The following is a 24,687-nucleotide window of genomic DNA, read 5'->3' as shown; positions in this document are numbered from 1 at the left end:
CCCGGCAGGAGACTTCATTTCCGGCACATCCTTGCACTCATATGAAAGGCTCGTCCATGCGGCGGGCCTGTTCTCGTATAAAACAAGGCTGCGCCGAGGAGCACAGCTTACATGGCAGACAAAATGCTTATCGACGCCTCCCACGAAGAGGAGACACGCGTAGTCGTTGTCCGTGGGAACCGGATCGAAGAATTCGATTTTGAATCGGAGCACAAGAAACAGATCCGCGGCAATATCTACCTTGCCAAGGTGACGCGCGTTGAGCCTTCCCTTCAGGCGGCCTTCGTCGATTACGGTGGAAATCGCCACGGCTTTCTCGCCTTTGCGGAAATTCATCCGGATTATTACCAGATTCCGCTCGCGGACCGTCAGGCCCTCTTGAAGGCGGAAGCCGAGGATCACCGCCGCAGCGACGATTTCGAATCGGCCGATGCGCCCGAGCCCGGCGCGCCGATGATCGACCTGTCGCAGGTGGATCAGCCGGATGTCGGCATCGTTGCCGCAAGCGAAACCACCGACGTCGCCGTCACGGAAGAAGTCGCACCCGTTTCGGAAGCAGTTTCTGAAGAAACGGCCGTTGAGGTCGTCGCCGAAGAAGCGCCGGCTGAGGAAGAAAAGCCGAAGAAGCGCGTTCGCCGCCCCCGCGCCAAGAAGAAGACAGCTGAAGAAATCGCAGCCGAGGCGGCAGAAGCGTCTTCTGAAGACGACGGCAGCACCGGCGGCGACATGGCCGCAATGGTCGATACCGACACGATTTCCGAGGAAGTCGAAGGCCTTCGTCGCGGCAATGACGATGATGACGACGACGATGATGACGATCATCACGAAAAGGAAGTGATTGAGTCCGTCGGTGCCGAAGACGCCATGGAAGAAGTTCCGGATCGCGTCGCCCGCAAGCCGCGCAAGCAGTACCGTATCCAGGAAGTCATCAAGCGCCGCCAGATCCTTCTGGTCCAGGTTGCCAAGGAAGAACGTGGCAACAAGGGTGCTGCACTCACCACCTATCTGTCGCTTGCAGGCCGTTATTCCGTGCTGATGCCGAATACGGCGCGTGGCGGCGGCATTTCCCGCAAGATCACCCAGCCGACCGACCGCAAGCGCCTGAAGGAAATCGCGCGCGATCTGGAGGTTCCGCAGGGCATGGGCGTCATTCTGCGCACCGCAGGCGCCAATCGTACCCGCGTCGAGATCAAGCGCGACTTTGAATATCTGATGCGCCTGTGGGAAAACGTCCGCACGCTGACGCTGAATTCCACGGCCCCCTGCCTTGTTTACGAGGAAGGCTCGCTGATCAAGCGCTCGATCCGCGACCTTTATAACAAGGATATCAGCGAGATCATCGTTTCGGGCGAAGAAGGCTACCGTGAAGCGAAAGACTTCATGAAGATGCTGATGCCGAGCCACGCCAAGGTGGTTCAGCCCTATCGCGACATTCATCCGATCTTCTCGCGCTCGGGCATCGAAGCCCAGCTCGACCGGATGCTGCAGCCGCAGGTGACGCTGAAATCCGGCGGTTATCTCATCATCAACCAGACGGAAGCTCTGGTTGCCATCGACGTGAACTCCGGTCGGTCGACCCGTGAGCATTCCATCGAAGAAACCGCGCTGACGACCAACCTTGAGGCGGCGGAAGAAGTGGCTCGCCAGCTGCGTCTTCGCGACCTTGCTGGTCTCGTTGTCATCGACTTCATCGACATGGAAGAAAAGCGCAACAACCGCTCCGTCGAGAAGAAGCTCAAGGATTGCCTGAAAAACGACCGGGCGCGCATTCAGGTCGGCCGCATCTCGCATTTCGGCCTTCTGGAAATGTCGCGTCAGCGCATCCGCGCTTCGGTGCTGGAATCGACCACGCAGGTTTGCCAGCATTGCGGCGGCACGGGCCATGTGCGTTCGGAATCCTCCATCGCGCTGCATGTGCTGCGCGGCGTCGAGGAATATCTGCTGCGCAACACCACCCACAACATCACGGTGCGCTGCACGCCGGAAACGGCGCTCTACCTGCTCAACCACAAGCGCGGCTCGATCGTCGATTATGAAGGCCGCTTCGGCGTCGCCATCATCATCGCTGCCGATTCCAGCGTCGGGGCGCAGCATTTCGCCATTGATCGCGGCGATGCCGTCGAAAATCCGGTGAAGATCGAAAGCCTCATCCAGATGCTTCCGAGCTTCGTTGAAGAAGAAGACGATATCGTCATCGAGGTGGAAGAGGACGAAGAAGAGGAAGAAATCGTCAAGGCCGAAAGCGCCCAGCCACGCCAGCAGCCGCAGGGTGACAATGGCGAGGACGGCAAGCGCAAGCGCAAGCGCCGCCGCCGCCGTCGGGGCAAGGGTGGTCAGAACGAGCAGAACGGTGCGCTCGATGGCCAGTCCGGCAATGACGCGGAAGACGACGATGCCGAAGGCGACGACGATGGCGTCGAAACCGATGAGGCCGGTGCAGATTCCGACGAAAACGGTGCGAATGAAGCTGCAAATGCCGACGAAGACGGCAAGCGCAAGCGCCGTCGTCGCGGCAAGCGTGGCGGCCGCCGCAACCGTGACGATGCTCTCGATGCTGCAGGCACCGATGGCGAGACGGAAGGTGAAGGCGCGGAAGGCGAAGAGGTTTCCGCTGCAGAGCCGGTAACGGAAGAGCCCGCCACCGCCGCCGAAGTGGTGGAAGGTGTGGTTGCCGACGTCGTGGCAGAAGAAGCCCCGAAAAAGCCCCGCCGCACCCGCAAGGCGAAAACCAAGACCGATACCGAAACCGAAGAGGCGCCAAAGGCTGAAACCGTCGAAACGGTCGAGCCCGTCGTCATCGAGCCGGTCGTCGTTGAAGCGACTGTCGTTGATGTCGCCATCGAAGAGGTCGGTGAAGCCTCAGCCGATCTGGCACCGAGAGCGGACGCTCCGGGGACCGAAGAAAAGACCCGCGCGAACCGGGGCAGCAATGTTTCCAGTTCGGAACCGGTCGTCACCTCTTCCGGTTCGCCTGCGAGCAACCCTGATGGCGATGAGCCGAAGCCACGCAAGGGTGGCTGGTGGCAGCGCAAAGGCTTCTTCTGAGAGAAGTGACACTGAATAAAAACGCCCGCAACATCGTTGCGGGCGTTTTGTTTTGTCGATGCTGGAGCGCCAGACGATGTCACAGGAAAGAGGGTCGATATAACCGCCCGTCAAACAGACCGCGTCAGCCCGCCATCAACCCGGATATTCTGGCCGGTAATATACCCTGCCCCTTCGGACGCAAGAAACGCCACGGTGGCAGCGATTTCCTCGCTCTTGCCGTAGCGCTGCATCGGCACGCTGTCGCGGCGTTCTTCCGTGGCCGGCAGGCTGTCGATCCAGCCGGGCAGGACATTGTTCATGCGCACATTGTCGGCTGCATAGGTATCAGCGAAAATCTTGGTATAGGAGGCAAGGCCGGCCCGGAACACTGCCGATGTCGGGAACATGCTGCTCGGTTCGAAAGCCCAGGCCGTCGAGATGTTGACGATCGCACCGGCCTTCTGCTTCACCATGATGGGCGCGACGATCCGCGTCGGGCGGATGACGTTCATCAGGTAGACATCGAGACCGGTGTGCCATTGCTCATCGGTAATATCGAGAATGGAGGCACGTGGGCCATGCCCGGCGCTATTGACCAGCACGTCGATGCGACCGAATTTCTCGAGCGTCTGATCCGTCAGTCGCTGGAGATCGTCATTGGACTGGTTGGAGCCGGTGACACCGATACCGCCCAGTTCCTTCGCCAGCGCCTCGCCCTTGCCGGAGGAGGACAGGATCGCGAGCCTGTAACCGTCCGCCGCCAGGCGTTTCGCCACGGCCGCCCCCATGCCGCTGCCACCTGCCGTTACAATAGCCACTTTTTCTGCCGACATCGCTTTTCTCCATATCCAGTCCGACGGGTGGTCCTGCACCACATTGACCCATCTATAACGGGTTTCAAAGACGAGTTCGAACCAGAAAGCCTTGCAGCGGCATGCAGAAAAACTGATGCTGGGAATCTCAGCCCAAGCTGCTCCCCTCTACCGGATGGGCGTCCCGGCTGTCGGCTGGCGCTTCTTCCCGTTCCAACAAGCCATAATCGCGGATTACATGTGCAATACGCAACCGATAGTCGGAAAAGACGCCGGATCGGCCCAAAGCTTGCGCCGTGCGATGTGGTAGAGTGTTGCGCCACGCCCTCACCGCCTGTTCATCCCGGAAGAAGGACAGGGAGAGCATCTTTTCCGGATTGCTGATACTCTGAAACCTTTCTATGGACAGGAAACCATCGATTGTTTCGAGTTCGGCACGCAGGCCGGCAGCTATATCGAGATAATGCTGTTTTTCACCCTCAGCCGGCCAGACCTCGAAGATGACGGCGATCATTGCCCGCCTCCCGTCTGCGGGGCGGAGGCGAGGCGGAGGAACAGACGGTCCTCGCGGCGGATGAACTGTTCCCGGCGGGCGAATTCATAGTTTTCCCGCCCCGCCGGGTCGGCGGCGAGCCGTGCCCTGTAGGCTTCGTAAGCGGCGAGATTTTCGATGTTGTAGACGCCATAGGCAATCGTGCTCGACCCCTCCTTGGGCGCGTAATAACCGATGAGATCAGCACCGCAGCGCGGGATCGCCTCGCCCCAGTTACGGGCATATCGCTCAAAGGCATCGACCTTGAAAGGATCGATCTCGTAGCGGATGAAACAGGTCAACATCGTTGGTCTCCTCGTTTTCTGTCTCTCCTTTTTATACCATTGCGCAACATCAATGCTTCGGCTACCATCGAAGCATGAAAGACGGACCCCTTATCGCCAATGTCGCCGCCCTGATCGGGGACCCCGCCCGCGCCAACATATTGACGGCGTTGATGGATGGACGTGCGCTGACGGCAAGCGAGCTTGCGGAAGCCGCCGGCGTGACCCTGCAAACCGCCAGCGGGCACCTGTCCAAGCTCTCAGAGGCACAATTGCTGAAGGCGGAAAAACAGGGGCGACATCGTTATTTCCGTCTCTCCGACGAAGATGTGGCGCAGGTTCTGGAAGCCTTGATGGGGCTTGCGCAACGCACGGGTGCGGTCCGCGTCCGCACCGGGCCGAAGGACAAGGCGCTGCGTGAGGCACGCATCTGCTACGACCACCTGGCCGGGGAAAGCGGTGTTGCGCTGCTTTCCGCCATTACCGCTAAGGGACTGGTGACATCAGGTGACGACCCGGTGCTGACGGATGACGGGCGCGATTTCTTCTCGAGCTTCGGTATCGATCTATCGCCGCTGGAAAAGGCTCGGCGGCCGGTGTGCTTGCATTGCCTGGACTGGAGCGAGCGCCGCCATCACCTCGGCGGCGGCCTCGGTGCATCGCTGCTCGACGCCATGCAGCAGCGCGACTGGCTGCGGCGCGGAAACGGTCGTGTGCTGACCTTCACGGCAAAAGGTGAAAAGGCCTTCGTCGGCACCTTCGGCTGCACGCCCGCCTGATTTCGGAAAGAGGCGGCCGTTGCGGGTTTATTTCAGCCAGCCGGCAATACGTCCCACCGCCTCGGCAATGTCAGATACCGAACCCGCATAGGAAATGCGCAGCGCCCTGTGGCCCTCCTCGGGATCGAAATCCATGCCCGGTGTCGCCGCCACATCGATTTCCGCCAGCATGCGCTTGGCGAAATCCATGCTGTCATTGGAAAAACGGCTGGTATCAACATAGGCGTAAAATGCCCCATCCATCGGGGATGCCAGCGGCAGTCCGATTTCCGGCAGGCGCGCCATCAGGAAATCGCGGTTGGTGCGGTAGCTTTCCCGGTAGACATCGAGCTCCTCCGCTGCCGAAAAGGCCGCGGTTGCCGCCAGCTGGGACAGTTCCGGCGGTGAGATATAGAGGCTTTGGGCCAGACACTCGACCGGACGGACGAGATTTTCGGGCAGGACCATCCAGCCGATGCGCCAGCCGGTCATGCAATAATATTTAGAAAATGAATTGATGACCACGGCACTATCGGTGATTTCGAGTGCGCTCGTCTCCTCCCCGACGAAAGTGAGGCCGTGATAGATCTCATCGGAGATGAAGGCCATGTCGCGGCTTTCGCAATAGCTCGCCAACCGCTTCAGCGCCTCGCGGCCGGTAACCGTGCCGGTGGGATTGGCGGGGCTTGCCAGAAGCACGCCCTTCAGCTTGCAGCCGGCTTTCGTTTCCGCGCGTTCGAGACTTGCCGGTGTCAGCGTGTAGCCGGTTTCGGCCGTGACCGGCACTTCCACGACATTGAGACCGAGGGCTTTCAGAATATTGCGATAGGCCGGGTAACCGGGCCTTGCGATGGCAACATGATCGCCGGCATCGAAAAGGCCGAGGAAGGCAAGATTGAAGGCGGCGGACGAACCTGTCGTCACGGCGATGCGCGCCGGATCGATGGCGACCTGATGGCGCAGCCGGTAATGGCCGGCGATTGCCTCGCGCAGCTCGCGCAGGCCCAGTGCATCAGTGTAGCCGATCCGCCCGTGCTTTAACGCCTCCTGCGCGGCTGCCAGCGAGGCTTTCGGTGCGGGGTGGGACGGCTGGCCGACCGCCATGGAAATGACGGGGCGTCCCGCCTGCCGTCGCCGGTTCGCCTCCGCCAGGATATCCATGGCATGAAAGGGTTCGACTGCGCTCCGCTTCGACATCGTAATCAAGGGCATGCTCTTTCCTGAACCGTATTTCGCAGACTTGCCGCAGAATCACGATCTTCACAATCATGCGATCATAATGCGGACAAGTATTTTTGCCGTATGGCATTTGGCTTAAAGTAAGGTAATTGCCTTCATAAGATTTCAAGAGGCTGCGGCCGAACAGAATGAGGACCGATATGGCGCATTTTCTCCGTTCCACCCTTCTCGCCAGCGTGACGGCCCTTTCAACGGTATTCGCCTGCCTGCCCGCGCATGCGCTCGATGAGCAGCAGAAGAAAGAAATGGGCGAGTTCATCAAGCAATATCTGATCGAGAACCCGGAAATCATGCTCGAGGTTCAGGACGCGCTTGAACGCAAGCAATATGCTTCGCGCAACGCCAAGGCCGCGGAAGCGGTTGCCGACAACAAGAAGGCCATCTTCGAATCGAAATACGACCTCGCGCTCGGCAATCCCGATGGCGACGTCACGCTGGTCGAATTTTTCGACTATAATTGCGGTTACTGCAAACGCGCCATGGGCGACATGGACAATATCCTGAAGGGCGACAAGAAGGTGCGCGTCGTCCTTAAGGAGTTTCCGATCCTCGGACCGGAATCGGTTGCCGCACATCGCGTTTCCAACGCCGTGAAGCTTTTGGCGCCGGCCAAATATGCCGAATTCCAGCGCACCCTGCTCGGCGGCCGTGGTCGAGCCAATGAGGACAGCGCCATGGAAGTCGCAACCTCGCTTGGCCTCAAGGAGGCCGATATCCGCAAATCGATGGCTGACAACCCCAATGACGCGCAGGTGCAGGAAACCTACAAGCTGGCAACCAGCCTCGGCATTACCGGAACGCCCTCCTATATCGTCGGCGACGAGGCGGTTTTCGGTGCTGTTGGTGCCGACCCGCTAAAGGAAAAAATCGCCAACATGCGCAGCTGCGGTAAAGCAACCTGCTCGTGATTCAGACGAACAGCCTTTATTGCCTGTGAGATAAGGGGCAGCCCCTGCGCTTTACGGCTTGCAGGGGCTTTTCCTTGAAGGCTGCGCAGTCTATAGGTGTCGCTGATTTTCTTATGGAAACGCGAATGAGCAATATCATCATCGTCATCAACGGCCCCAATCTCAATATGCTGGGAAAACGGGAACCGGGTATCTACGGTGGCAAAACGCTGAAAGACATAGAAAACGATTGTGTGAACGCCGGAGCCGATCTCGGCTTTTCGGTGGAATTTCGCCAATCCAACCACGAGGGCGTGCTCGTGGACTGGCTGCATGAGGCGGGCGAGCGGGCGGCGGGTGTCGTCATCAATCCCGGCGCTTACAGCCACACCTCCATCGCCCTGCACGACGCCATTCGCGCAATTTCGACTCCGGTCGTGGAAGTGCACATCTCCAATATCCATGCACGGGAAGAATTCCGCCACAAATCAATGGTCTCGCCCGCAGCCAAGGGCATGATCTGCGGTTTCGGACCATATGGATACGTCATGGCGCTTCATGCGCTGAAGAACATCACGGCATAAAAAGAAACAAAGAATAGGGTTTGTCATGTCTGAAAAGAAACAGGGTATCGACAAGGAACTGATCCGCGAACTCGCGAATATCCTCAATGATACCGACCTTTCGGAAATCGAAGTGGAGCAGGAAGACCTGCGTATCCGCGTTTCCCGCGCGGCTCCCGTTCCCGCCACGGTCTATGCTGCAGCACCCGCCGCTTATGCGCCCGCACCGGCAGCAGCAGCGCCTGCGGCCGCACCGGTAGTTGCGGCCCCGGCCGCACCTGCAGCAACAGCCCGCAACCCGGCCAACACCGTATCTTCGCCGATGGTCGGCACGGTTTATCTGTCGCCTGCCCCGGGCGCCCGCCCCTTCATTGAAGTTGGCGCCACCGTCAAGGAAGGTCAGACAATCCTCATCGTCGAGGCCATGAAGACCATGAACCAGATTCCGGCCCCCAAGTCCGGCAAGGTGGTGGAAATCATCGTCAACGACTCGCAGCCCGTGGAGTATGGCGAAGCCCTCGTGGTCATCGAATAAAGGCGGTTCAGCATGGTTTCGAAGATCCTTATAGCCAACCGCGGCGAAATCGCGCTGCGCGTCCTGCGCGCCGCGAAAGAACTTGGCATTCCGACCGTCGCCGTGCATTCCACGGCAGATGCGGATGCGATGCATGTGCGCCTTGCCGACGAAAGTGTGTGCATCGGCCCGCCGCCCTCGCGTGATAGCTACCTCAACATCCACCAGATCGTTGCGGCCTGCGAAATCACAGGTGCGGATGCCGTTCACCCCGGTTACGGCTTCCTGTCGGAAAACGCCAAGTTCGCCGATATTCTCGACGCCCACGGCATCACCTTCATCGGGCCGACCGCCGAACATATCCGCATCATGGGCGACAAGATCACCGCCAAGCAGACGGCACAGGAACTCGGCATTCCCGTGGTTCCGGGTTCGGATGGCGAAGTGAAGCCTGAAAATGCGCTGGAAATCGCCCGGACGATCGGCTTCCCGGTCCTCATCAAGGCGACGGCAGGCGGTGGTGGCCGCGGCATGAAGGTGGCGAAGACCGAAGCCGATCTGGAAGAAGCGGTTGCAACCGCCCGTTCCGAAGCGGCAGCAGCCTTTGGCAACGATGCCGTCTACATGGAAAAATACCTCGGCAAGCCGCGCCATATCGAAGTGCAGGTTTTCGGCGATGGCGAAGGCAATGCCGTTCACCTTGGCGAGCGCGATTGCTCGCTTCAGCGCCGCCACCAGAAGGTGCTGGAAGAAGCCAATTCACCGGCTCTCACGGTCGAACAGCGCATGAAAATCGGCGAAATTTGCGCCGACGCGATGCGCAAGCTGAAATATCGCGGCGCCGGCACCATTGAGTTCCTGTATGAAAACGGCGAGTTCTATTTCATCGAAATGAACACCCGTCTGCAAGTGGAGCATCCAGTGACGGAAGCGATCACTGGCATGGACCTCGTGCAGGAACAGATCAGGGTCGCTTCTGGTCAGGGCCTGTCGGTCACACAGGCTGATATCGAATTCCATGGCCATGCCATCGAATGCCGTATCAATGCCGAAGACCCGCGCACCTTCGTTCCCTCCCCGGGCACGCTGACCTATTTCCACACGCCGGGCGGCCTTGGTGTGCGCGTCGATTCGGGCGCCTATCAGGGCTACAAGATCCCGCCCTATTACGACAGCATGATTGGCAAGCTGATCGTTCACGGCCGCGACCGTGACGAGTGCATCCGTCGCCTGCGTCGGGCGCTGGACGAATTCGTCGTCGATGGCATCAAGACCACGCTGCCGCTTTTCCAGGACCTTCTCCAGAACGAGGATATTCTGAACGGCGATTACGACATTCACTGGCTGGAGAAGTATCTGGCCGGTGACGCGTCTCACTAAGACGATATGGCTGGGCGGCGCAGCAGAAACAACGACATAACGGTCGATATTCTGCTGCGCGCCTATTCCGCCGGCCTGTTTCCCATGGCCGATTCGGCTGATGATCCCGAGCTTTTCTGGGTCGAGCCGGAGATACGCGGTATCATTCCGCTCGATGATTTCCACGTTTCCAAAAGCCTCGCCAAGGCGATGCGCAAGAAGCCGTTTGCGATACGCTTCAACACCGCTTTCGAAGATGTCATGGCGGGCTGTGCGGCGGAAGCGCCGGACCGGCCAAGCACCTGGATCAACGCCACCATCCGCCGGCTCTATACCGAGCTGCACCAGATCGGACACGCCCACAGCGTCGAGGCATGGGAGGGTGATGAGCTTGTCGGCGGGCTTTATGGTGTCTCGCTGGGTGCTGCCTTCTTCGGCGAAAGCATGTTTTCCCGACGCACCAATGCGTCGAAAATCTGCCTTGTGCATCTGGTGGAGCGATTAAACGCGAAGGGCTTCGTGCTGCTCGACACGCAATTCACCACAGAACATCTGAAGACATTCGGCGCGATAGACGTGCCGAAGCTGGACTATGCCAGAATGCTCGATCTCGCCGTCAACCGGCCGAGCCTGCAATTCTAGTCTTTACGTTAGGTTATTTGCTTGCCGTTGAGGGAGCCGGAACCTCGGAGTCCTGCTTGCAACCCGTCAGCCACACGTCATAGATCGGGTGCTCCACGGCGTTGAGGCCGGGGCTATCGGCAAACATCCAGCCGGTGAAGATACGGCGGATCTTGCGATCGAGGGTGATTTCGTCGACTTCGACAAAGGCGTCGATCTTTTGCGTTTCCGTCTGGTCGCGGGAGTAACAGACCTTCGGCGTCACCTGAAGCGCGCCAAACTGCACCGTCTCGTCGATATAGACATCGAAGGAGGTGATGCGGCCGGTGATCTTGTCGATGCCGGAAAACACCGCGACGCGGTTTTCCAGACGGGCGGCGGCGACGGGTGATACGATGAGGACAGCAGAGACCGCCGCAAACAGCGAGACTGTCAGCGCACGCAAAGAACGATCCCGCGTGATTTTCCTCATACGATATGTCTCCAAATATTTGCCTGTGTCGAGACGCCGACCGGATCAACGCCTAAGGGCGGAATGTGGCAAAAACCGGTGAGGCCGGATACAAGCGCGGTGTTTTGCACAACACCGCGCATCGCGATAATTCAGTTGCCGGGGGTCCAAGCGTCGTAGTCGCCGGTCACACGCGGGCGCTCGCCGGCCACTGCCAGCGATCCCTGCGGGCGGTAAGCCTTTGATGAGCCGGTGTGGTTGGGCTGATGCGGCTTCTGCCAGTCGCGAGCTGTGTAGCTTTCCTGGCTCGGCGGCACGTCGGTGCGGTAATGCATCCAGCCATGCCAGCCCGGCGGAATCGCTGACGCTTCGGCGTAACCGTTGTAGATCACCCAGCGGCGCGGCATGCCCCAGGAAGTGGTGCCGCCTTCATAATAGGTGTTGCCCAACTCGTCCTGTCCTACCTTCTTGCCAAAACGCCAGGTGTGAAACCGCGTTCCGATCGTCTGGCCATTCCACCAGGTGAAGATTTGCGTCAGGAGAGTCTTCATTCTACGTTCCTCGGGCTTGAATGCGCCGCAGCGATTTTCCGTGCACAGCACAAGACATGCTTATGCCGCCCCTCACGGCAATTGTCCAGCATTTCGAGATATATCCGCGCTATTTCAGCTTCATCCTGAAGCCCAGATGCCGCTTCTCGAAACCCAGCCGCTCGTAAAAGCGATGCGCGTCCAGCCGGGCCATGTTGGAGGTAAGCTGCGCGGCGTTCAAGCCCTGACGGCGGGCTTCTTCCAGGCAATGATTGATCATCACCGCGCCGATGCCGCGACCACGCATGTCGGCGCGCGTCTGCACCGCTTCGATCACCATCGACTTCGCCCCTCGCCCGACCAGCTTGGTCAGGATCGCCGTCTGGAAGGTGCCGACCACCTCGCCATCCAGTTCCGCCACATAAAGCGTTTCACTGGGCGACGCGTCGATCGCCCTGAAGGCGGCGAGATAATCCGGCTGCGCCGATTCGTCGGCCGTATCGCCGTGGCCACCGATGTCGTCGGCGGCAAAGATGGCGGCGAGCGCCGGCAGATCGTCTTCGCGCGCCGTGCGTATAATCAGCTTTTGTAATGTCGCATTCATCGGGTCAGGCTCTTTTCCATAACGATGCCGGGCAGCCCCTCGATGCCCGCCATGCGCTCGATTCGGTCCACCTCGACAAATCCGACGCCTTCATAAAAGGCGATTGCGACAGGATTTTTAGGCTCGACTTCGAGACGCATGATTTCCGCGTCCGGAAAGCAGGTTTCGAGTTCGGCGAAAAGATCGCGGCCGACACCCTGCCGCTGAAGATCGGGCGCCACGTAAAGCTGGTGCAGCAGGGCGGTCTTCGCCATCTTGGTGGACATGGAGCCATAGGCCATGCCGCCGATCCGCTTGCCGTCATCGGCCACCAGAAACTCGCCGCCCTTTTTCTCAACGCGGTCCTTCATGGCCTGCGGCGAATGCCAAGCGGCAATCAGTTCGTTCACCTTGTCCGCGCCGTAGATCGCGTCATAGGTGGCGTGCCATGTCGTGGCGAGCAGGATGCGTACCGGCTCGATATCTCGCAGACCTGCCGTGCGGATGAAAAACATGATGGCGCTCCGTCTCAGAATAGAAAAAGCCGGGCGTTGATCCCGGCAGAAGTGATGTCAGTCATTCGTACTCGACGTCATCCTCGGGTTTGTCCCGAGGATCTGAGCACGTTTGACCTTGTGGGTCGTCAGATCCTCGGGACAAGCCCGAGGATGACGGAAGAGAGCTTTCTGCCTCAATGCCCTTTAACGGCAGGAGGCAAGCCTCCGCCTATTCGTCCTCGATGCCGAGCTTCGCCTTCACCAGCGCCTGCACCGCCTGCGGGTTGGCCTTGCCGCCCGTCGCCTTCATCACCTGACCGACGAACCAGCCGGCAAGCGTCGGCTTCGCCTTGACCTTCTCGACCTGATCCGGGTTGGCGGCGATGATATCGTCCACGGCCTTTTCGATGGCGCCGGTGTCGGTCACCTGCTTCATGCCTCGGGCTTCGACGATTTCAGACGGATTACCGCCCTCGTTCCAGACGATTTCGAACAGGTCCTTGGCGATCTTGCCGGAAATGGTCTCAGCCTTGATGAGATCGATGATGCCGCCCAGCTGGTCGGGCGAAACCGGCGTCGTCTCGATGTCCTTGCCGAACTTGTTCAGCGCACCGAGAAGATCGTTGATCACCCAGTTGGCAGCGGTCTTCGCATCGCGACCGGTGGCAACGGCTTCATAATAATCGGCAATCGCCTTTTCCGACACGAGAATCGAGGCGTCATAGACCGACAAGCCGAGATCGGCCACGAAACGGGCCTTCTTGTCATCGGGAAGCTCTGGCAGATCGACCTTCAGAGCTTCTACAAAAGCATCATCGAATTCCAGCGGCAGCAGATCGGGATCCGGGAAATAGCGATAGTCATGCGCGTCTTCCTTGGAGCGCATGGACCGCGTCTCGCCCTTGCCGGGATCGAACAGGCGGGTTTCCTGATCGATGACACCGCCGTCTTCGAGAATGGCGACCTGACGGCGCGCCTCGTATTCGATGGCCTGGCCGACGAAGCGGATGGAGTTGACGTTCTTGATTTCGCAGCGCGTGCCGAAACCTTCGCCCGGGCGGCGCACGGAGACGTTGACGTCGGCGCGCATCGAGCCTTCGTCCATGTTGCCGTCGCAGGTGCCGAGGTAACGGACGATGGAGCGCAGCTTGGTGAGGTAACCCTTGGCCTCATCCGACGAGCGCATGTCAGGCTTGGAGACGATTTCCATCAGCGCCACGCCCGAACGGTTCAGGTCCACGAAGGACATGGTCGGATGCTGGTCGTGCATCGATTTGCCGGCGTCCTGCTCCAGATGCAGGCGCTCGATGCCGATCTCGATATCCTCGAAATTGCCCTGGCGGTCCGGACCGAGCGAAATGGTGACGGTGCCCTCACCGACAATCGGGTCCTTGAACTGCGAAATCTGGTAGCCCTGCGGCAAATCCGGATAAAAGTAGTTCTTGCGGTCGAAGATCGAACGGTTGTTGATCTTCGCCTTCAGGCCGAGGCCCGTGCGCACGGCCTGTTTGACGCATTCCTCGTTGATAACGGGCAGCATGCCGGGCATGGCGGCGTCCACCAGCGAGACGTTGGAATTCGGCGCATTGCCGAAAGTGGTGGACGCGCCGGAAAACAGCTTGGAATTGGAGAGAACCTGCGCATGGACTTCGAGGCCGATCACGATTTCCCAATCGCCGGTGGCGCCGGGAATGAAGCGTTTCGGGTCGGGGGTGCGCACGTCTACAAGGGTCATCTGAAGCTCACGATATACGGGTTCTTTGGCCTTGGTGGGTAGAACAAATGCAGCGCGGGCGCAAGACATCTTGCACCCCGTCGCGCCATACGCCGGATTTTCGCCAGCACCGGATACGTGTTTTTTACGCCTTTCAGTTTCAATTCACGTCATGACCATGATCGCTCTCTGCTTCATGACCTATATCGCCTTCAATCTTTTCGTCTTTCTTGTCTGTTGGTGGGACAGGCAAGCAGCGAGGAATGGCGAATGGCGCATTCGGGAAAGCACGCTGTTATCGCTTGCTCTCGTGGGCGGCAGCATGGGCGCGATTTCGGCGCAACGGCTGCTGCGGCATAAAACACGCAAGGAACCGTTCCGCAGCATCCTGCTGTCCATCGTGATATTGCAGGCGGGTCTTGTCGCATCCCTCGCCATCATGCCGGACTGGCCGATGCGGCTTGCAAGCGTTCTGAAATCCCTGCTTCAGAACATGGGCCCATAAAGGCCGCTCTCCACCTCGGCCAACTGCTTCTGCAAGCCCACCGATTGCACCTCGCGATCGAGCTTCGGCGCGTAGGACACGGAGAGCCAGCGGACGCTATAGCCATGGTGGCGGAAGAAGGCGACGGCCGGTTCGTTCTGGGCGTGGGTTTCAAGCCGGATGGCATCAAAACCCTTTTCCTCTATCAGACGTTCGATGTCGCCCAACAGGCGGCTGCCGATCCCCCTGCGATGAAAATCCGGATCGATCCAGAAATCCGTAATCGTCTCGTCGAAATGCTCCCGCGCCGCCCATCCGGCAACCGAACCGCCAAATTCCGCCACGCGGATGGTAAGCCATGAGGAGCGGGTGAAATTGGAAAAGGCGCTGGCCGCATTGTCGTAAAGCGTGGATGTGATGCCAAGCGCCGCGGTCGCCTGCCGCCATGCCCTGAGGCCGATGGCTGCCAGAACCTCCGCTTCCTGCTCGTACGCATTGCGAATGACGATCAAGCCGCGCCCTCCATGGCCGTGGAAAGTAAAACATCGGTGGCGCGATTCGGCCAGTGTGGTTTCGCTGTGCTCACAGCAGGCTTGACCGTGCCCGCCTTGCGCAATATCCAGAACTGGCAAGAACGGAGTTTTTATGTTCGCTCAATCGGAGTCCCGGTAACGGCCCTGCCCGCAAGTTTCTTGCGCGCCGGGCCAGATGAAACCGAGCCGGCTGCCTTAACGGCACCCGGGTTTGCTTTCACGCGTCTAGATGACGCCGACCGGACTTCCAAAAAATGGACATTTCCCGCGCCGAACAGCGCATTCTTCACCTGCTCGCCCAGGGCGGCAGAATTGAACTCGTTCGAGACGATACCCGCAAAATTGAGAAAATCACGCTTTATACGCGCGATGGCTGGATTTTCGGCGGCCTCGATCTCCTCACCTTCCGAAAGCTGAAACAGAAGAGAGCGATAGCCTCTTCCGGCGGCAAACCTTACCGCATCACCACACGCGGGCTGGAACTGGTGCGGGGTGAGTTGGACAATCGATAAGCCGACCGGGCGGCGGCAATGCTGTCGCCCGGCATTTCGTCGCGCAGCGTCGACGGTGCAAACACGTTATGGCGAGAGCTTTTGCTCGAGCTTTACCTTCTCTAGTTCGACCTTCATAATGTCGGACCATTCCATGCCGCGCCAGACGATTTCAAATCCGCAACGCTCGTAAAGACCGATGGCGGCGCGATTTCTCGCATGGGTGTCGATGGTGGCAAGCGGCAAGCCTTCAGCCCGCATCCTGTCGAGAAAATGGACGATCAGCGCTTTGCCAATCCCCTTGCCCTGCCAGTTTGGGTCAACCCAAAGATCGGAAATATGATGGGGCTTCGCATCGCAAGCGCCCCAGCCAACAACAACACCGTCAATTTCGGCCACGACGACATCACCGGTCGGAGACTTGGCGAAGCTTTCGAATTCGCCCCTCACCCGCTCGACGACATAGGAATCGAGATAGGAGGCGTCAAAGGCGTCACCCGCACGCCAGGCAGCAAAACCGACAAAGCCGACCGCATGGCGATCGGCTTCGTTCATGTCTCTGAGCTTGAGGTCGCTTACCACCACTTGGCAGGGGTGAACTTGCCGGCGGCCTGTTCGATGGCATGGGCCGTCTTAAACAGCGTTTCTTCCTCGAAAGGCTTGCCGATGAGCTGCAGGCCGAGCGGCAGGCCCTTGCCGTCGAGACCGGCCGGGACCGAAAGGCCCGGGAGACCGGCCATGTTGACGGTGATGGTGAAAACGTCCTGCAGGTACATCTTCACCGGATCGGAGGCGAGTTCCTCGTCACCGACAGCGAAGGCGGAAGACGGCGTGATCGGGGCCAAGATGGCATCTACGCCCTCATCGAAGACGTTTTCGAAGTCGCGCTTGATGAGGGTGCGGACCTTCTGCGCCTTCAGGTAATAGGCATCGTAATAACCGGCCGAAAGCACGTATGTGCCGACCATGATGCGGCGCTGCACTTCCTTGCCGAAACCGGCCGCACGGCTTTTTTCGTACATGTCGGCAATGTCCTTGCCGTCGACGCGCAGGCCGTAGCGCACGCCATCATAACGTGCGAGATTGGAAGAGGCTTCCGCCGGTGCGACGATGTAATAGGCGGGCAGCGCGTATTTGGTGTGCGGCAGCGAGATATCGACCACCTCGGCACCCGCATCGCGCAGCCACTCGACGCCCTTGGCCCAGAGCTTTTCGATCTCTTCCGGCATGCCATCGACGCGGTACTCGCGGGGAATGCCGATCTTCAGGCCCTTCAGCGACTGGCCGATGGCCTTTTCGTAATCCGGCACCGGCAGATCAACGGAGGTCGTATCCTTGGCATCGACACTTGCCATGGTCTTCAGCAGGATTGCCGCGTCACGCACGTCGCGGGCAATCGGGCCAGCCTGATCGAGCGAGGAGGCATAGGCGACGATGCCGAAGCGCGAGCAGCGGCCATAGGTTGGCTTGATGCCGACGGTGCCGGTGAAGGCCGCTGGCTGGCGGATGGAGCCGCCTGTGTCGGTTGCGGTCGCGCCGGCGCAGAGATGCGCGGCAACAGCTGCCGCCGAACCACCGGAGGAACCACCGGGAACGAGCTTCTGCTCGGAACCGTTGGCGCGCCAGGGGTTGATGACCGGTCCGTACCAGGAGCTTTCATTGGACGAGCCCATGGCGAATTCGTCCATGTTGAGCTTGCCGAGCATGACGGCGCCCTGATCCCAGAGGTTCTGGGTGACGGTGGATTCGTATTTCGGCTTGAAGCCGTCAAGAACATGCGAACATGCCTGCGTGTGCACGTCGCGGGTGGCAAAAAGGTCCTTCACGCCGAGCGGAACACCTTCCAGTTCGCCAGCCGAGCCTGAGGCGATACGTTGATCGGAGGCCTTTGCCATGTCGCGCGCCTTTTCAGGCGTCAGCGCCACATAGGCGTTCAGCGCGCCGTTCGCCGCGTCGATGGCGGAGAGATAGGCGTCGGTCAGCTCAAGGGCGGAAAAATCTTTCGCCTTCAGCTTTTCGCGGGCTTCGGCAATGGTCAGGCTCGTCAGGTCGGTCATGGTCGGCAACGGCTTTCGAAAATCTCAGAAAAATCAGGCGGCAAACAGCGGTCGGATTATTCGACCACTTTCGGGACCATGAAGAAGTCCCGGTCGGTCGCAGGCGCATTGGCAACAATGTCTTCCGCCTTGTTGCCGTCGGTCACCACGTCGGCACGCTTTTTCATCTCCACCGGGGTGACTGACGTCATCGGCTCGACGCCGTCGACATTCACTTCCGAAAGCTGCTCCACGAAACCGAGTATGCCGTTCAGCTGGCCGAGCATATTCTGTGCTTCTTCTTCGCTGACAGCGATACGGGCAAGGCGCGCAACGCGCTTTACGGTGGCGAGATCGACGGACATGGTTTTACTCCGATGGGATATTTCCCATTCGCTATAATCACCATGTCCGTCCTTCGCAACGGTAGAAAGCATGTCGCGTCAAACTGCGGAGCGGTTTTGCGGCAACGACATGCTCTTCACGGAGCTTCAGAAGGACAACGTATCGCCCGCCTTCGGCGTGTGAACACGCGCTTCCGCGCCTTCCATGCCGGCCACGAACTTGTCTGGCGTCTGATCGATGATCGGGAAGGAACCGTAGTGGCAAGGAATGACATTCTGGAACTTGAAGAAACGCTGGCAGGCGAGCGCCGCCACGGCACCGCCCATCGTGAAGCGATCACCGATCGGCACCAGGCCGATATCCGGCTGGTGCAGTTCGTTGATGAGCTTCATGTCGGAGAAGATGTCGGTGTCGCCCATGTGATAGACGGCCGGGCCATCCTCGAAATGCAGCATCAGGCCGTTGGCATTGCCGAGCGAATGGGAGACGCCGTCTTCGGTGATCTGGGCCGAGGAATGCAGCGCATTGGTGAAGGTGACGGAGAAGCCGTCGAAATGTACGGTCCCGCCGGTATTGCCCATATCGACTTTCGCGACACCCTTTGCGGACAGCCAAGCGGCAAGATCGGCATTCGCCAGCACGGTGGCTCCCGTTTCGCGGGCAAGCTGCACGGTATCGCCGACGTGGTCGCCATGGCCGTGGGTCAGGAGAATATGGGTGATGCCTTCGGCCGCTGATTTGCCATCCTGCCCGACAAAACCGGGATTGCCGGTGAAGAACGGATCGATGAGGATCTTCGCACTGCCGTTTTCAAGACGGAAGGCGGAATGGCCGAGCCAGGTGAGTTTCATGGGAAGTTCTCCTTTGTATTGCCGGTATATTATGACATAGGACGGCCTGAACAACCGCACTACCGATATTTCAGAGAGGCGACAATGGCCGCGGATAATGACGATTACGTGTATGACGAAGCGAGCGGCGAATGGCGGCCGGCTTCCGAACTGGCCGCCGAGGCAGCCCGTGCAAAGGAAGTGCGCGATGCCGCCGGCAATGTGCTTGAAGACGGCGATTCCGTGACATTGATCAAGGACTTGAAGGTCAAGGGCACCAACACGGTCATCAAGCAGGGCACCGTTATCAAGTCGATCCGCCTGACCGACAATCCCGAAGAGATCGATTGCAGGCATGATGCGGTCAAGGGTCTGGTGCTGCGCACCGAATTCGTCCGTAAAAGATAAAGGCAGCACGCGACATGGCGACACTCACCATCGAGGAACTGGCACAGACGCTGCAGCCCGCACAGGCGATTGCCGGCCTCGACCTCGGTACGAAGACCATCGGGCTTGCCATGTCGGACCTCTCACGCCGTTTCGCGACGCCACGCCCCGTCATCAAGCGGGTGAAATTCACGCAGGATGCGCAGATGCTGCTGGCTTTTGCCGAAAAGGAGAAGGTTGCCGCCTTCGTCATCGGCCTGCCGATAAATATGGACGGATCAGCCGGACCACGCGCGCAGGCGACGCGCGCCTTCGTACGCACAATGGGCGAGAAAACCGCCCTGCCCTTTATTTACTGGGATGAGCGGCTTTCAACCGTCGCGGCAGAGCGCGCGCTTCTGGAAATGGACGTCTCACGCGCCAAGCGGGCCGAACGCATCGATTCGGCGGCCGCGAGTTTCATTCTTCAGGGCGCGCTGGACAGGCTTTCCGCGCTGACCCGCGCGGCCGACTGACGGCCCTGCCACCAGGCGGCGATCTGCTTTCTCTTACGGTATGCAAGGATCGCAAAAACGATCAGGCTATCGACCGCTATGGCGCGTGCCACCATTGGCGGCAGGTTTTCCGGCGGAATGCCGAGAATATTGCCATAGATCTCGAATACGAGGTCATGGGTCTGACGCGTGAGCATGTAAAAGCCGAAGCTCGTGTCGTAATAGGACAGCCAGTACCAGCTGCCCAGCAGCGCGACGGGGCCGGCCCAGAGGATCAAAAACCACTTCATGCCGTCTGCCCCCGCACAAAAATCGTATCAGGAATGCCAGCAAGCACCGCCCAGCGCACCGCAGCCATCAGGCATAGGTTCAGCGCCGGCGCGTCGATATCCAACGGCAGCATAGCAAAAAACGTCATCATGACGCCCAAGGCTGTCCAGCGGTTCACTTGCGGCTCCCTTATGCGCAGTCATTGCGCATGGTTAACATTTCGTTAATCCACACTGGACCCGCCGTCATGGCGAGGCAAATGAAAGCTGTCATTATGGTTAACGACGGGCGGGCGACATGTGGAAAAAATGTGCATCGTGAACGGACGAAAACACCGGGCGGTTGCGCGCCCGGTGAAAACATGGCTGATTTTTCATTAACGTCGCGCCTGCCTCGGGTGCCTCTCCGCCGCGGCAACTTCAGTCAGCCGTAAACGCCGCGCACCAGCCTTTTGACGGCGGTGGTGATCTTATCCCAGTCCTTATCGGATTTGAGCGGCACGCCGGCAAACTGGCCGCTGGTGGCCGCGGAAATGACGAGGTGCTGGATGGCGGCAAATAATACGGCGTTGACGGCAGCGGTATCCACGCCCTTCGGAGCCGCAAGGGAGCCGCGCATGCGCTCCAGCCATTTGCCCAGCGACTTGGCGCGGGCTTCGGCCAGCTGGCGGACCTGCGGCGAACCATCCGAGACTTCCCAGGCAATGATCTTGCAGACGAGCGGGTCGCTGCGCAGCGCATCGATAAAATAAAGCGCCAGCTTTTCCATGAGATCGCCGTAGGTCAGCAGAAACATGCCGCCGGTGTCTTCGGGAATACGATCCTTGACCCAGGAGCCGAGATCCTCGCCGATCGCCTCGATCAAACCATCAAGGCCGCCGAAATATCGATAGATGAGTTGCTTGTCGCAGCCGGCGCGGCGAGCGACGGCATTGATGCCGAACCCCTGGAACCCCTCTTCGGCAAGCAGCGACCGGGCGGCATTAAAAATCGCCTTCTCGGTCTGAGCGCGATCCTTGATGCGCTTTTCCGGTCTGTCGGCTGAAATCGCCTCTGCGGTCGCCAGCATGATTCCCTACCCGTTTTCTGAAAGGCCTTTTGAAGGGGTTAACAAAGCATGAAGGGAAGAACAATGTGGGTGGGTGGATGGTGAGAAGGTTCCTGTGGATGACGGGCCCGCCATACCGTTTTCAATACGCAACAGGGACGCCTCCAGACCTTCTCAGAAAGTAATATCACCATAATCGTCCGGAAGATGGCGCTCGATTTCCATCGAATCGTGAAGAACGCGGCCGACACCCACCAAACCGGGTCGTAGTGCACGATAGAGTAACAGATGCCTCGGATTTTTAACGAGGCCCGTTTCGCTTTTTGCCCGCTCGCGACTATAACGCAGGTGGTAGCTACGCACGTCTTCACCAAGTTCAGCGCGAATATTCGTGCCGGCGCGTAGCGGATCAACAGCAACATCACGCAACGCAGTTGCAAGCAACTTTTCGTAGCGTTTTCTCGCTGCAGCTCCAAACGTCGCGTGTGTCCATCCAAGAATTTCAATGATGTCCGATTGTGCGGCATCGGACAGACGATACGTCGTCATTTGTCATCGGACTTGGTCAGGCGTGCTTCAGCCTCGCGCCCGAAAGCGGAAATGAAATCGTCAAGGGCATCATCCGAAACATCGGTATAACGTCCTTGGTCAAGGTCGGCGAAGCCCTGTTGCGCCGCGACCTTCAGGGCTTCCAGTCTGGTTGCCTCAAGACGCTCTCGCCTCTCAATTAACCGTAAGCCTTCACGCAGCACTTCACTGGCGTTTTGATAGCGGCCGGATTTGACGAGATCGTCTATGATCTCTTCGTGATGCTGTGTCAGGACGACGTTACGCGTTGGCATCGGGGCCTCCACCAGACTTCATTTACGCCTAGCAATAGCACCGATTGGCATAATCTGCCAATATCACTCCAAAGCCATACCAAACCAGACGCTGCCAGGCGTTTCGTGGCTGTCGAGGCGTTTGAAGCCGCGGGTTTCCCAGAAACGCATGCCGGGATGGTTGCGTTCACTGGCGCCGAGGTGGATGCCGTAGACGTTGTTCTGTCTCGCCATGTCTAGCCATCGGGACAGAAGCCGGGTGCCGCCGCCCTTGCCCTGCGTGCGTGGCAAGAGGTTCATGTGGATATGAGCCGGAAAGGGGTCGGTAAGCCAGGAGGGCGTGTTACGCGGATGATGGATGAAATGGGCGCGGCGCTGGTCGGCGTCCCATGTCTGCGGGTCGCCGCCGGGATCGGGATAAAGGGCGCGCAGATGGGGCCACCATTCCTGCTCCAGCCGTTGCTCGTGCGAAACTGTATCAAGCGCGCCGGCGATGTAGCCGCAGACACCCTCCTCATCCTCGGCCACGAAAACGGCATCGGGCCACAGACGCAGATAGGGCACGGAATAGATATGCCCCACCATGTGACCATCATTGTAGAGCGGAGTGGCATCCTGACCGGCATCGCCGGTGGCAAGGCTTATGGCGTAAAGCGCGTCTTCATCTTCTGGGCGAGCGGAGCGGAAGGTTAGCATTTGCAGGCGCCCTCCGTCTTCTTGCGCGGACACGCGCCAGCCGTCTGAAAGACAGGAATACTCCCCACGCCAATGCATTTTCTCAAATCCGATACCCCTCCCACAGGGACTGCAAAAAATAGCCCTCCACCCTTTATCCGTCAGGATGCGGGCGGATACAATAAATCGATTATATAATTCGGATCGAAGCGGGAATCGAGCATGCCATAAGTGTGCCTCCAGCCACCTGCGAGACGGGTTTCGAGGAAGGCATCGGCGATCTTGCCGGCACCGAGCCGGCAAAGCTCGGCGGCAGCGGCCGCAAGCGCGAACTGCTCCACCAGCAGGCGGGCCGCCCCTTCATCGCGTTCTGCAAGGGCGATCGCGGCGCGCAACACGTCGGTGGTCTTCTTGCCGGCAGGTCCGAGATCGCGCTCCAGCGTCTGGAAGACGAGATCGAACAGGTCCTTGCCGCGCTGGAGAACCCGCAGCACATCCAGCGCCATGACGTTGCCGGAGCCTTCCCAGATGGCGTTAACCGGCGCTTCGCGGTAGTGACGGGCAATCGGCCGCTCTTCGACGTAACCGTTGCCGCCAAGGCATTCCATGGCCTCATAGATAAGCGCTGGCGCGATCTTGCAGCACCAGTATTTGACGATGGGCGTCATGACCCGCGCATACGCGGCTTCTGCCGGATTGTTGCGGGCGGCGTCGAAGGCCGTTGCCAGCCGGAAAGAGAGCGCCGTGGCAGCCGCCACATCCAGCGCCATGTCGGCGAGAACGCGAGTCATGATCGGCTGGCTGACCAGCATTTTTCCGAACACTGAGCGGCCGCGGGCAAAATGCACGGCTTCGGCAAGCGAGGCGCGCATCATGCCAGCAGACGCCAGCGCACAATCGAGCCGCGTCAACGTCACCATGTCGAGGATGGTGCGGATACCGCTGCCGGGATCGCCGAGCAGATAACCGAAGGCATCGGTGAACTCGACTTCGGCCGACGCATTGGAGCGGTTGCCGAGTTTGTCCTTCAGACGCTGGAAATGCAGGCCGTTCTTCGAACCGTCTTCAAGATAACGCGGCACCAGGAAGCAGCCCATGCCGTCGCCCATCTGGGCGAGCATCACGAAACCGTCGCTCATTGGCGCAGAAAGGAACCACTTGTGGCCGGAGAGGCGATAGATACCCTCGCCCACGCGCTCGGCCGTGGTGCGGTTGGCACGTACATCCGTGCCGCCCTGCTTTTCCGTCATGCCCATGCCAACGGTGACGGCGGTTTTTTGCAGGGCCGGTTTCTGCGCGCTGTCATATTTGCGCGACAGGATCTTCGGCATCCACTCCTTCTGCACCCGCGGCGAGGTCATGATGGCGGCAACCGAGGCGCTCGTCATGGTCAGCGGGCAGAGATGCCCTGCCTCCAGCTGCGAGGTGAGGTAGAATTTCGTGGCGCGGGCCTTATGCTCACTCCCGCGCGTATCGGGGGAATTCTCCCAGACGCTGGAATGCAGGCCTGATGACATGGAACGGCGCATCAGCGCATGCCAGGCGGGATGGAATTCCACCTGGTCGAGACGTTCGCCGCGCGGGCCGTGGGTATGCAGCTGCGGCACGCCCTGATTGGCCATGCGCGCCAGTTCCTGCGCCTCATGCGAGGTAACGTAACGGCCGAGCTGGTCGTACTCGTCCCTCAGATTGCGCGACAGGCCGGAGGTGAGATCGACGATCAGCGGATCGGAACGATAGGCGTTGATACCGGACCAGAGGCTAGGCTGGTTCAGTTCGGCGAGCGTTTCTTCTGTCCGGGAATTCTGGGTCATCCGCTGCTTCTAGCTGTTTTATACTGGCATTGCATAGTGGGGTGATATTGCATAATTCCGCCCACAGGAAGCGATTGAGACGATTAAGC

The 24,687-nt window shown here is 59.5% G+C and carries 32 protein-coding genes; 11 read left to right on the top strand and 21 right to left on the bottom strand.

Translation table 11 applies throughout. The features are described 5' to 3' along the window. The first annotated feature begins 111 nt into the window (after positions 1-111). Positions 112-3,045, top strand: a complete 2,934-nt coding sequence (locus GSF67_RS05225) for a ribonuclease E/G (RefSeq protein WP_006312599.1) — start codon at positions 112-114, stop codon at positions 3,043-3,045. A gap of 110 nt (positions 3,046-3,155) precedes the next feature. Here the strand turns inward: GSF67_RS05225 and GSF67_RS05220 are convergent, their stop codons facing one another. The 3 genes from GSF67_RS05220 to GSF67_RS05210 all read right to left on the bottom strand — a co-directional run bounded on the left by GSF67_RS05220 (position 3,156) and on the right by GSF67_RS05210 (position 4,676). Next, on the bottom strand, positions 3,156-3,860 hold the full coding sequence (locus GSF67_RS05220) for an SDR family oxidoreductase (RefSeq protein ID WP_006312611.1): 705 nt from the start codon (positions 3,858-3,860) through the stop codon (positions 3,156-3,158). Positions 3,861-3,987: 127 nt separating this feature from the next. Beyond that, positions 3,988-4,353, bottom strand: coding sequence for an antibiotic biosynthesis monooxygenase (locus GSF67_RS05215; RefSeq protein WP_006312612.1), 366 nt, complete (start codon positions 4,351-4,353; stop codon positions 3,988-3,990). After that, on the bottom strand, positions 4,350-4,676 hold the full coding sequence (locus GSF67_RS05210; protein WP_006312613.1) for an NIPSNAP family protein: 327 nt from the start codon (positions 4,674-4,676) through the stop codon (positions 4,350-4,352). Before GSF67_RS05210 ends, GSF67_RS05215 begins: the two co-directional genes overlap by 4 nt. 74 nt (positions 4,677-4,750) lie before the next feature. Here GSF67_RS05210 and GSF67_RS05205 point away from each other — a divergent pair, with 74 nt between their 5' ends. Next, positions 4,751-5,434 (top strand): helix-turn-helix transcriptional regulator, encoded by a 684-nt coding sequence (locus GSF67_RS05205; RefSeq protein WP_006312614.1) that lies wholly within the window; start codon positions 4,751-4,753, stop codon positions 5,432-5,434. 27 nt (positions 5,435-5,461) lie between these two features. Here GSF67_RS05205 and GSF67_RS05200 read toward each other — a convergent pair whose 3' ends face one another. Further along, entirely contained in the window at positions 5,462-6,619 is a 1,158-nt protein-coding gene (locus GSF67_RS05200) for a pyridoxal phosphate-dependent aminotransferase (protein WP_035215228.1), read from the bottom strand. Positions 6,620-6,792: 173 nt separating this feature from the next. Here GSF67_RS05200 and GSF67_RS05195 point away from each other — a divergent pair, with 173 nt between their 5' ends. The 5 genes from GSF67_RS05195 to aat all read left to right on the top strand — a co-directional run bounded on the left by GSF67_RS05195 (position 6,793) and on the right by aat (position 10,617). Further along, complete coding sequence (locus GSF67_RS05195; RefSeq protein WP_006312616.1) at positions 6,793-7,560, top strand: DsbA family protein; 768 nt, start codon at positions 6,793-6,795, stop codon at positions 7,558-7,560. 125 nt (positions 7,561-7,685) lie between these two features. Next, positions 7,686-8,123 (top strand): type II 3-dehydroquinate dehydratase, encoded by a 438-nt coding sequence (gene aroQ / locus GSF67_RS05190; RefSeq protein WP_006312617.1) that lies wholly within the window; start codon positions 7,686-7,688, stop codon positions 8,121-8,123. 25 nt (positions 8,124-8,148) lie between these two features. Beyond that, positions 8,149-8,637, top strand: a complete 489-nt coding sequence (accB, locus tag GSF67_RS05185; protein WP_006312618.1) for an acetyl-CoA carboxylase biotin carboxyl carrier protein — start codon at positions 8,149-8,151, stop codon at positions 8,635-8,637. Between the two features lie 12 nt (positions 8,638-8,649). Next, positions 8,650-9,996, top strand: coding sequence for an acetyl-CoA carboxylase biotin carboxylase subunit (gene accC, locus GSF67_RS05180; protein ID WP_006312619.1), 1,347 nt, complete (start codon positions 8,650-8,652; stop codon positions 9,994-9,996). Between the two features lie 6 nt (positions 9,997-10,002). Then, entirely contained in the window at positions 10,003-10,617 is a 615-nt protein-coding gene (gene aat / locus GSF67_RS05175) for a leucyl/phenylalanyl-tRNA--protein transferase (protein WP_006312620.1), read from the top strand. Between the two features lie 13 nt (positions 10,618-10,630). Here aat and GSF67_RS05170 read toward each other — a convergent pair whose 3' ends face one another. From GSF67_RS05170 to gatB, 5 genes are all read right to left on the bottom strand, one after another. Beyond that, complete coding sequence (locus GSF67_RS05170; RefSeq protein ID WP_006312621.1) at positions 10,631-11,068, bottom strand: DUF2155 domain-containing protein; 438 nt, start codon at positions 11,066-11,068, stop codon at positions 10,631-10,633. A 131-nt stretch (positions 11,069-11,199) separates the two neighbouring features. Beyond that, entirely contained in the window at positions 11,200-11,598 is a 399-nt protein-coding gene (locus GSF67_RS05165) for an NADH:ubiquinone oxidoreductase subunit NDUFA12 (RefSeq protein ID WP_006312623.1), read from the bottom strand. 109 nt (positions 11,599-11,707) lie between these two features. Next, positions 11,708-12,181 carry a GNAT family N-acetyltransferase gene (locus tag GSF67_RS05160; protein ID WP_006312626.1) on the bottom strand — a complete coding sequence of 158 codons (474 nt, stop codon included), beginning with the start codon at positions 12,179-12,181 and terminating at the stop codon, positions 11,708-11,710. Next, positions 12,178-12,675 (bottom strand): GNAT family N-acetyltransferase, encoded by a 498-nt coding sequence (locus GSF67_RS05155; RefSeq protein ID WP_006312628.1) that lies wholly within the window; start codon positions 12,673-12,675, stop codon positions 12,178-12,180. The genes GSF67_RS05160 and GSF67_RS05155 overlap by 4 nt, the downstream gene beginning before the upstream one ends. Before the next feature lie 211 nt (positions 12,676-12,886). Beyond that, entirely contained in the window at positions 12,887-14,392 is a 1,506-nt protein-coding gene (gene gatB, locus GSF67_RS05150; RefSeq protein ID WP_128821990.1) for an Asp-tRNA(Asn)/Glu-tRNA(Gln) amidotransferase subunit GatB, read from the bottom strand. A 151-nt stretch (positions 14,393-14,543) separates the two neighbouring features. On the opposite strand from gatB, the gene GSF67_RS05145 reads away from it, so the two are divergent. Beyond that, positions 14,544-14,876, top strand: coding sequence for a DUF1294 domain-containing protein (locus GSF67_RS05145; RefSeq protein WP_006312632.1), 333 nt, complete (start codon positions 14,544-14,546; stop codon positions 14,874-14,876). Here the strand turns inward: GSF67_RS05145 and GSF67_RS05140 are convergent. After that, positions 14,858-15,367 (bottom strand): GNAT family N-acetyltransferase, encoded by a 510-nt coding sequence (locus tag GSF67_RS05140; protein ID WP_006312634.1) that lies wholly within the window; start codon positions 15,365-15,367, stop codon positions 14,858-14,860. The two genes, GSF67_RS05145 and GSF67_RS05140, sit on opposite strands and share 19 nt — an antisense overlap. 275 nt (positions 15,368-15,642) lie before the next feature. On the opposite strand from GSF67_RS05140, the gene GSF67_RS05135 reads away from it, so the two are divergent. Continuing rightward, complete coding sequence (locus tag GSF67_RS05135) at positions 15,643-15,900, top strand: YjhX family toxin (RefSeq protein ID WP_006312635.1); 258 nt, start codon at positions 15,643-15,645, stop codon at positions 15,898-15,900. A gap of 66 nt (positions 15,901-15,966) precedes the next feature. Here the strand turns inward: GSF67_RS05135 and GSF67_RS05130 are convergent, their stop codons facing one another. The 4 genes from GSF67_RS05130 to GSF67_RS05115 all read right to left on the bottom strand — a co-directional run bounded on the left by GSF67_RS05130 (position 15,967) and on the right by GSF67_RS05115 (position 19,111). Then, positions 15,967-16,464, bottom strand: a complete 498-nt coding sequence (locus tag GSF67_RS05130; RefSeq protein WP_342028819.1) for an N-acetyltransferase — start codon at positions 16,462-16,464, stop codon at positions 15,967-15,969. Next, complete coding sequence (gatA, locus tag GSF67_RS05125) at positions 16,455-17,936, bottom strand: Asp-tRNA(Asn)/Glu-tRNA(Gln) amidotransferase subunit GatA (protein WP_035215206.1); 1,482 nt, start codon at positions 17,934-17,936, stop codon at positions 16,455-16,457. The genes GSF67_RS05130 and gatA overlap by 10 nt, the downstream gene beginning before the upstream one ends. A gap of 56 nt (positions 17,937-17,992) precedes the next feature. After that, on the bottom strand, positions 17,993-18,280 hold the full coding sequence (gene gatC, locus GSF67_RS05120; RefSeq protein ID WP_003496362.1) for an Asp-tRNA(Asn)/Glu-tRNA(Gln) amidotransferase subunit GatC: 288 nt from the start codon (positions 18,278-18,280) through the stop codon (positions 17,993-17,995). Between the two features lie 126 nt (positions 18,281-18,406). Continuing rightward, entirely contained in the window at positions 18,407-19,111 is a 705-nt protein-coding gene (locus GSF67_RS05115; RefSeq protein WP_006312641.1) for a metal-dependent hydrolase, read from the bottom strand. A gap of 84 nt (positions 19,112-19,195) precedes the next feature. On the opposite strand from GSF67_RS05115, the gene GSF67_RS05110 reads away from it, so the two are divergent. Both GSF67_RS05110 and ruvX read left to right on the top strand, forming a co-directional pair. Next, on the top strand, positions 19,196-19,498 hold the full coding sequence (locus GSF67_RS05110) for an alkylphosphonate utilization protein (protein WP_006312642.1): 303 nt from the start codon (positions 19,196-19,198) through the stop codon (positions 19,496-19,498). A gap of 14 nt (positions 19,499-19,512) precedes the next feature. Further along, entirely contained in the window at positions 19,513-19,992 is a 480-nt protein-coding gene (gene ruvX, locus GSF67_RS05105) for a Holliday junction resolvase RuvX (protein WP_006312643.1), read from the top strand. On the opposite strand, the gene GSF67_RS05100 is transcribed toward ruvX, so the two are convergent. The 7 genes from GSF67_RS05100 to GSF67_RS05070 all read right to left on the bottom strand — a co-directional run bounded on the left by GSF67_RS05100 (position 19,944) and on the right by GSF67_RS05070 (position 24,598). Further along, positions 19,944-20,261, bottom strand: a complete 318-nt coding sequence (locus tag GSF67_RS05100; protein ID WP_006312646.1) for a DUF6105 family protein — start codon at positions 20,259-20,261, stop codon at positions 19,944-19,946. The genes ruvX and GSF67_RS05100 overlap by 49 nt on opposite strands. Next, positions 20,258-20,419, bottom strand: coding sequence for a hypothetical protein (locus GSF67_RS05095; RefSeq protein ID WP_006312647.1), 162 nt, complete (start codon positions 20,417-20,419; stop codon positions 20,258-20,260). The genes GSF67_RS05100 and GSF67_RS05095 overlap by 4 nt, the downstream gene beginning before the upstream one ends. Before the next feature lie 245 nt (positions 20,420-20,664). Then, on the bottom strand, positions 20,665-21,309 hold the full coding sequence (locus tag GSF67_RS05090) for a TetR/AcrR family transcriptional regulator (RefSeq protein ID WP_006312648.1): 645 nt from the start codon (positions 21,307-21,309) through the stop codon (positions 20,665-20,667). Between the two features lie 153 nt (positions 21,310-21,462). Then, positions 21,463-21,837, bottom strand: coding sequence for a type II toxin-antitoxin system RelE/ParE family toxin (locus tag GSF67_RS05085; RefSeq protein ID WP_006312649.1), 375 nt, complete (start codon positions 21,835-21,837; stop codon positions 21,463-21,465). After that, on the bottom strand, positions 21,834-22,130 hold the full coding sequence (locus tag GSF67_RS05080) for a type II toxin-antitoxin system ParD family antitoxin (protein ID WP_006312650.1): 297 nt from the start codon (positions 22,128-22,130) through the stop codon (positions 21,834-21,836). The genes GSF67_RS05085 and GSF67_RS05080 overlap by 4 nt, the downstream gene beginning before the upstream one ends. Positions 22,131-22,193: 63 nt before the next feature. Beyond that, entirely contained in the window at positions 22,194-22,805 is a 612-nt protein-coding gene (locus GSF67_RS05075) for a GNAT family N-acetyltransferase (RefSeq protein WP_006312651.1), read from the bottom strand. Between the two features lie 140 nt (positions 22,806-22,945). Then, positions 22,946-24,598 (bottom strand): acyl-CoA dehydrogenase family protein, encoded by a 1,653-nt coding sequence (locus GSF67_RS05070; protein WP_006312653.1) that lies wholly within the window; start codon positions 24,596-24,598, stop codon positions 22,946-22,948. Positions 24,599-24,687: the final 89 nt, after the last annotated feature.

Origin of the sequence: Agrobacterium sp. CGMCC 11546 (genome assembly GCF_013365515.1) — a bacterium.
Lineage (GTDB): Bacteria > Pseudomonadota > Alphaproteobacteria > Rhizobiales > Rhizobiaceae > Agrobacterium > Agrobacterium fabrum.
Note: the sequence above shows the minus strand (reverse complement) of the source record. Positions and strands in the feature narration are given on the sequence as shown.

What these genes read in the sequence shown, in the direction of transcription:
- GSF67_RS05170 (WP_006312621.1), bottom strand. Translation starts at nt 11,068, where the DNA reads ATGAGGAAAATCACGCGGGATCGTTCTTTGCGTGCGCTGACAGTCTCG.
- GSF67_RS05215 (WP_006312612.1), bottom strand. Translation starts at nt 4,353, where the DNA reads ATGATCGCCGTCATCTTCGAGGTCTGGCCGGCTGAGGGTGAAAAACAG.
- GSF67_RS05085 (WP_006312649.1), bottom strand. Translation starts at nt 21,837, where the DNA reads ATGACGACGTATCGTCTGTCCGATGCCGCACAATCGGACATCATTGAA.
- accC (WP_006312619.1), top strand. Translation starts at nt 8,650, where the DNA reads ATGGTTTCGAAGATCCTTATAGCCAACCGCGGCGAAATCGCGCTGCGC.
- GSF67_RS05090 (WP_006312648.1), bottom strand. Translation starts at nt 21,309, where the DNA reads ATGCTGGCGACCGCAGAGGCGATTTCAGCCGACAGACCGGAAAAGCGC.
- aroQ (WP_006312617.1), top strand. Translation starts at nt 7,686, where the DNA reads ATGAGCAATATCATCATCGTCATCAACGGCCCCAATCTCAATATGCTG.
- aat (WP_006312620.1), top strand. Translation starts at nt 10,003, where the DNA reads ATGGCTGGGCGGCGCAGCAGAAACAACGACATAACGGTCGATATTCTG.
- GSF67_RS05205 (WP_006312614.1), top strand. Translation starts at nt 4,751, where the DNA reads ATGAAAGACGGACCCCTTATCGCCAATGTCGCCGCCCTGATCGGGGAC.
- GSF67_RS05145 (WP_006312632.1), top strand. Translation starts at nt 14,544, where the DNA reads ATGACCATGATCGCTCTCTGCTTCATGACCTATATCGCCTTCAATCTT.
- GSF67_RS05110 (WP_006312642.1), top strand. Translation starts at nt 19,196, where the DNA reads ATGGCCGCGGATAATGACGATTACGTGTATGACGAAGCGAGCGGCGAA.
- gatB (WP_128821990.1), bottom strand. Translation starts at nt 14,392, where the DNA reads ATGACCCTTGTAGACGTGCGCACCCCCGACCCGAAACGCTTCATTCCC.
- GSF67_RS05075 (WP_006312651.1), bottom strand. Translation starts at nt 22,805, where the DNA reads ATGCTAACCTTCCGCTCCGCTCGCCCAGAAGATGAAGACGCGCTTTAC.
- GSF67_RS05160 (WP_006312626.1), bottom strand. Translation starts at nt 12,181, where the DNA reads ATGAATGCGACATTACAAAAGCTGATTATACGCACGGCGCGCGAAGAC.
- accB (WP_006312618.1), top strand. Translation starts at nt 8,149, where the DNA reads ATGTCTGAAAAGAAACAGGGTATCGACAAGGAACTGATCCGCGAACTC.
- GSF67_RS05165 (WP_006312623.1), bottom strand. Translation starts at nt 11,598, where the DNA reads ATGAAGACTCTCCTGACGCAAATCTTCACCTGGTGGAATGGCCAGACG.
- gatA (WP_035215206.1), bottom strand. Translation starts at nt 17,936, where the DNA reads ATGACCGACCTGACGAGCCTGACCATTGCCGAAGCCCGCGAAAAGCTG.
- GSF67_RS05210 (WP_006312613.1), bottom strand. Translation starts at nt 4,676, where the DNA reads ATGTTGACCTGTTTCATCCGCTACGAGATCGATCCTTTCAAGGTCGAT.
- gatC (WP_003496362.1), bottom strand. Translation starts at nt 18,280, where the DNA reads ATGTCCGTCGATCTCGCCACCGTAAAGCGCGTTGCGCGCCTTGCCCGT.
- GSF67_RS05220 (WP_006312611.1), bottom strand. Translation starts at nt 3,860, where the DNA reads ATGTCGGCAGAAAAAGTGGCTATTGTAACGGCAGGTGGCAGCGGCATG.
- GSF67_RS05070 (WP_006312653.1), bottom strand. Translation starts at nt 24,598, where the DNA reads ATGACCCAGAATTCCCGGACAGAAGAAACGCTCGCCGAACTGAACCAG.
- GSF67_RS05115 (WP_006312641.1), bottom strand. Translation starts at nt 19,111, where the DNA reads ATGAAACTCACCTGGCTCGGCCATTCCGCCTTCCGTCTTGAAAACGGC.
- GSF67_RS05225 (WP_006312599.1), top strand. Translation starts at nt 112, where the DNA reads ATGGCAGACAAAATGCTTATCGACGCCTCCCACGAAGAGGAGACACGC.
- GSF67_RS05195 (WP_006312616.1), top strand. Translation starts at nt 6,793, where the DNA reads ATGGCGCATTTTCTCCGTTCCACCCTTCTCGCCAGCGTGACGGCCCTT.
- ruvX (WP_006312643.1), top strand. Translation starts at nt 19,513, where the DNA reads ATGGCGACACTCACCATCGAGGAACTGGCACAGACGCTGCAGCCCGCA.
- GSF67_RS05155 (WP_006312628.1), bottom strand. Translation starts at nt 12,675, where the DNA reads ATGTTTTTCATCCGCACGGCAGGTCTGCGAGATATCGAGCCGGTACGC.
- GSF67_RS05100 (WP_006312646.1), bottom strand. Translation starts at nt 20,261, where the DNA reads ATGAAGTGGTTTTTGATCCTCTGGGCCGGCCCCGTCGCGCTGCTGGGC.
- GSF67_RS05080 (WP_006312650.1), bottom strand. Translation starts at nt 22,130, where the DNA reads ATGCCAACGCGTAACGTCGTCCTGACACAGCATCACGAAGAGATCATA.
- GSF67_RS05135 (WP_006312635.1), top strand. Translation starts at nt 15,643, where the DNA reads ATGGACATTTCCCGCGCCGAACAGCGCATTCTTCACCTGCTCGCCCAG.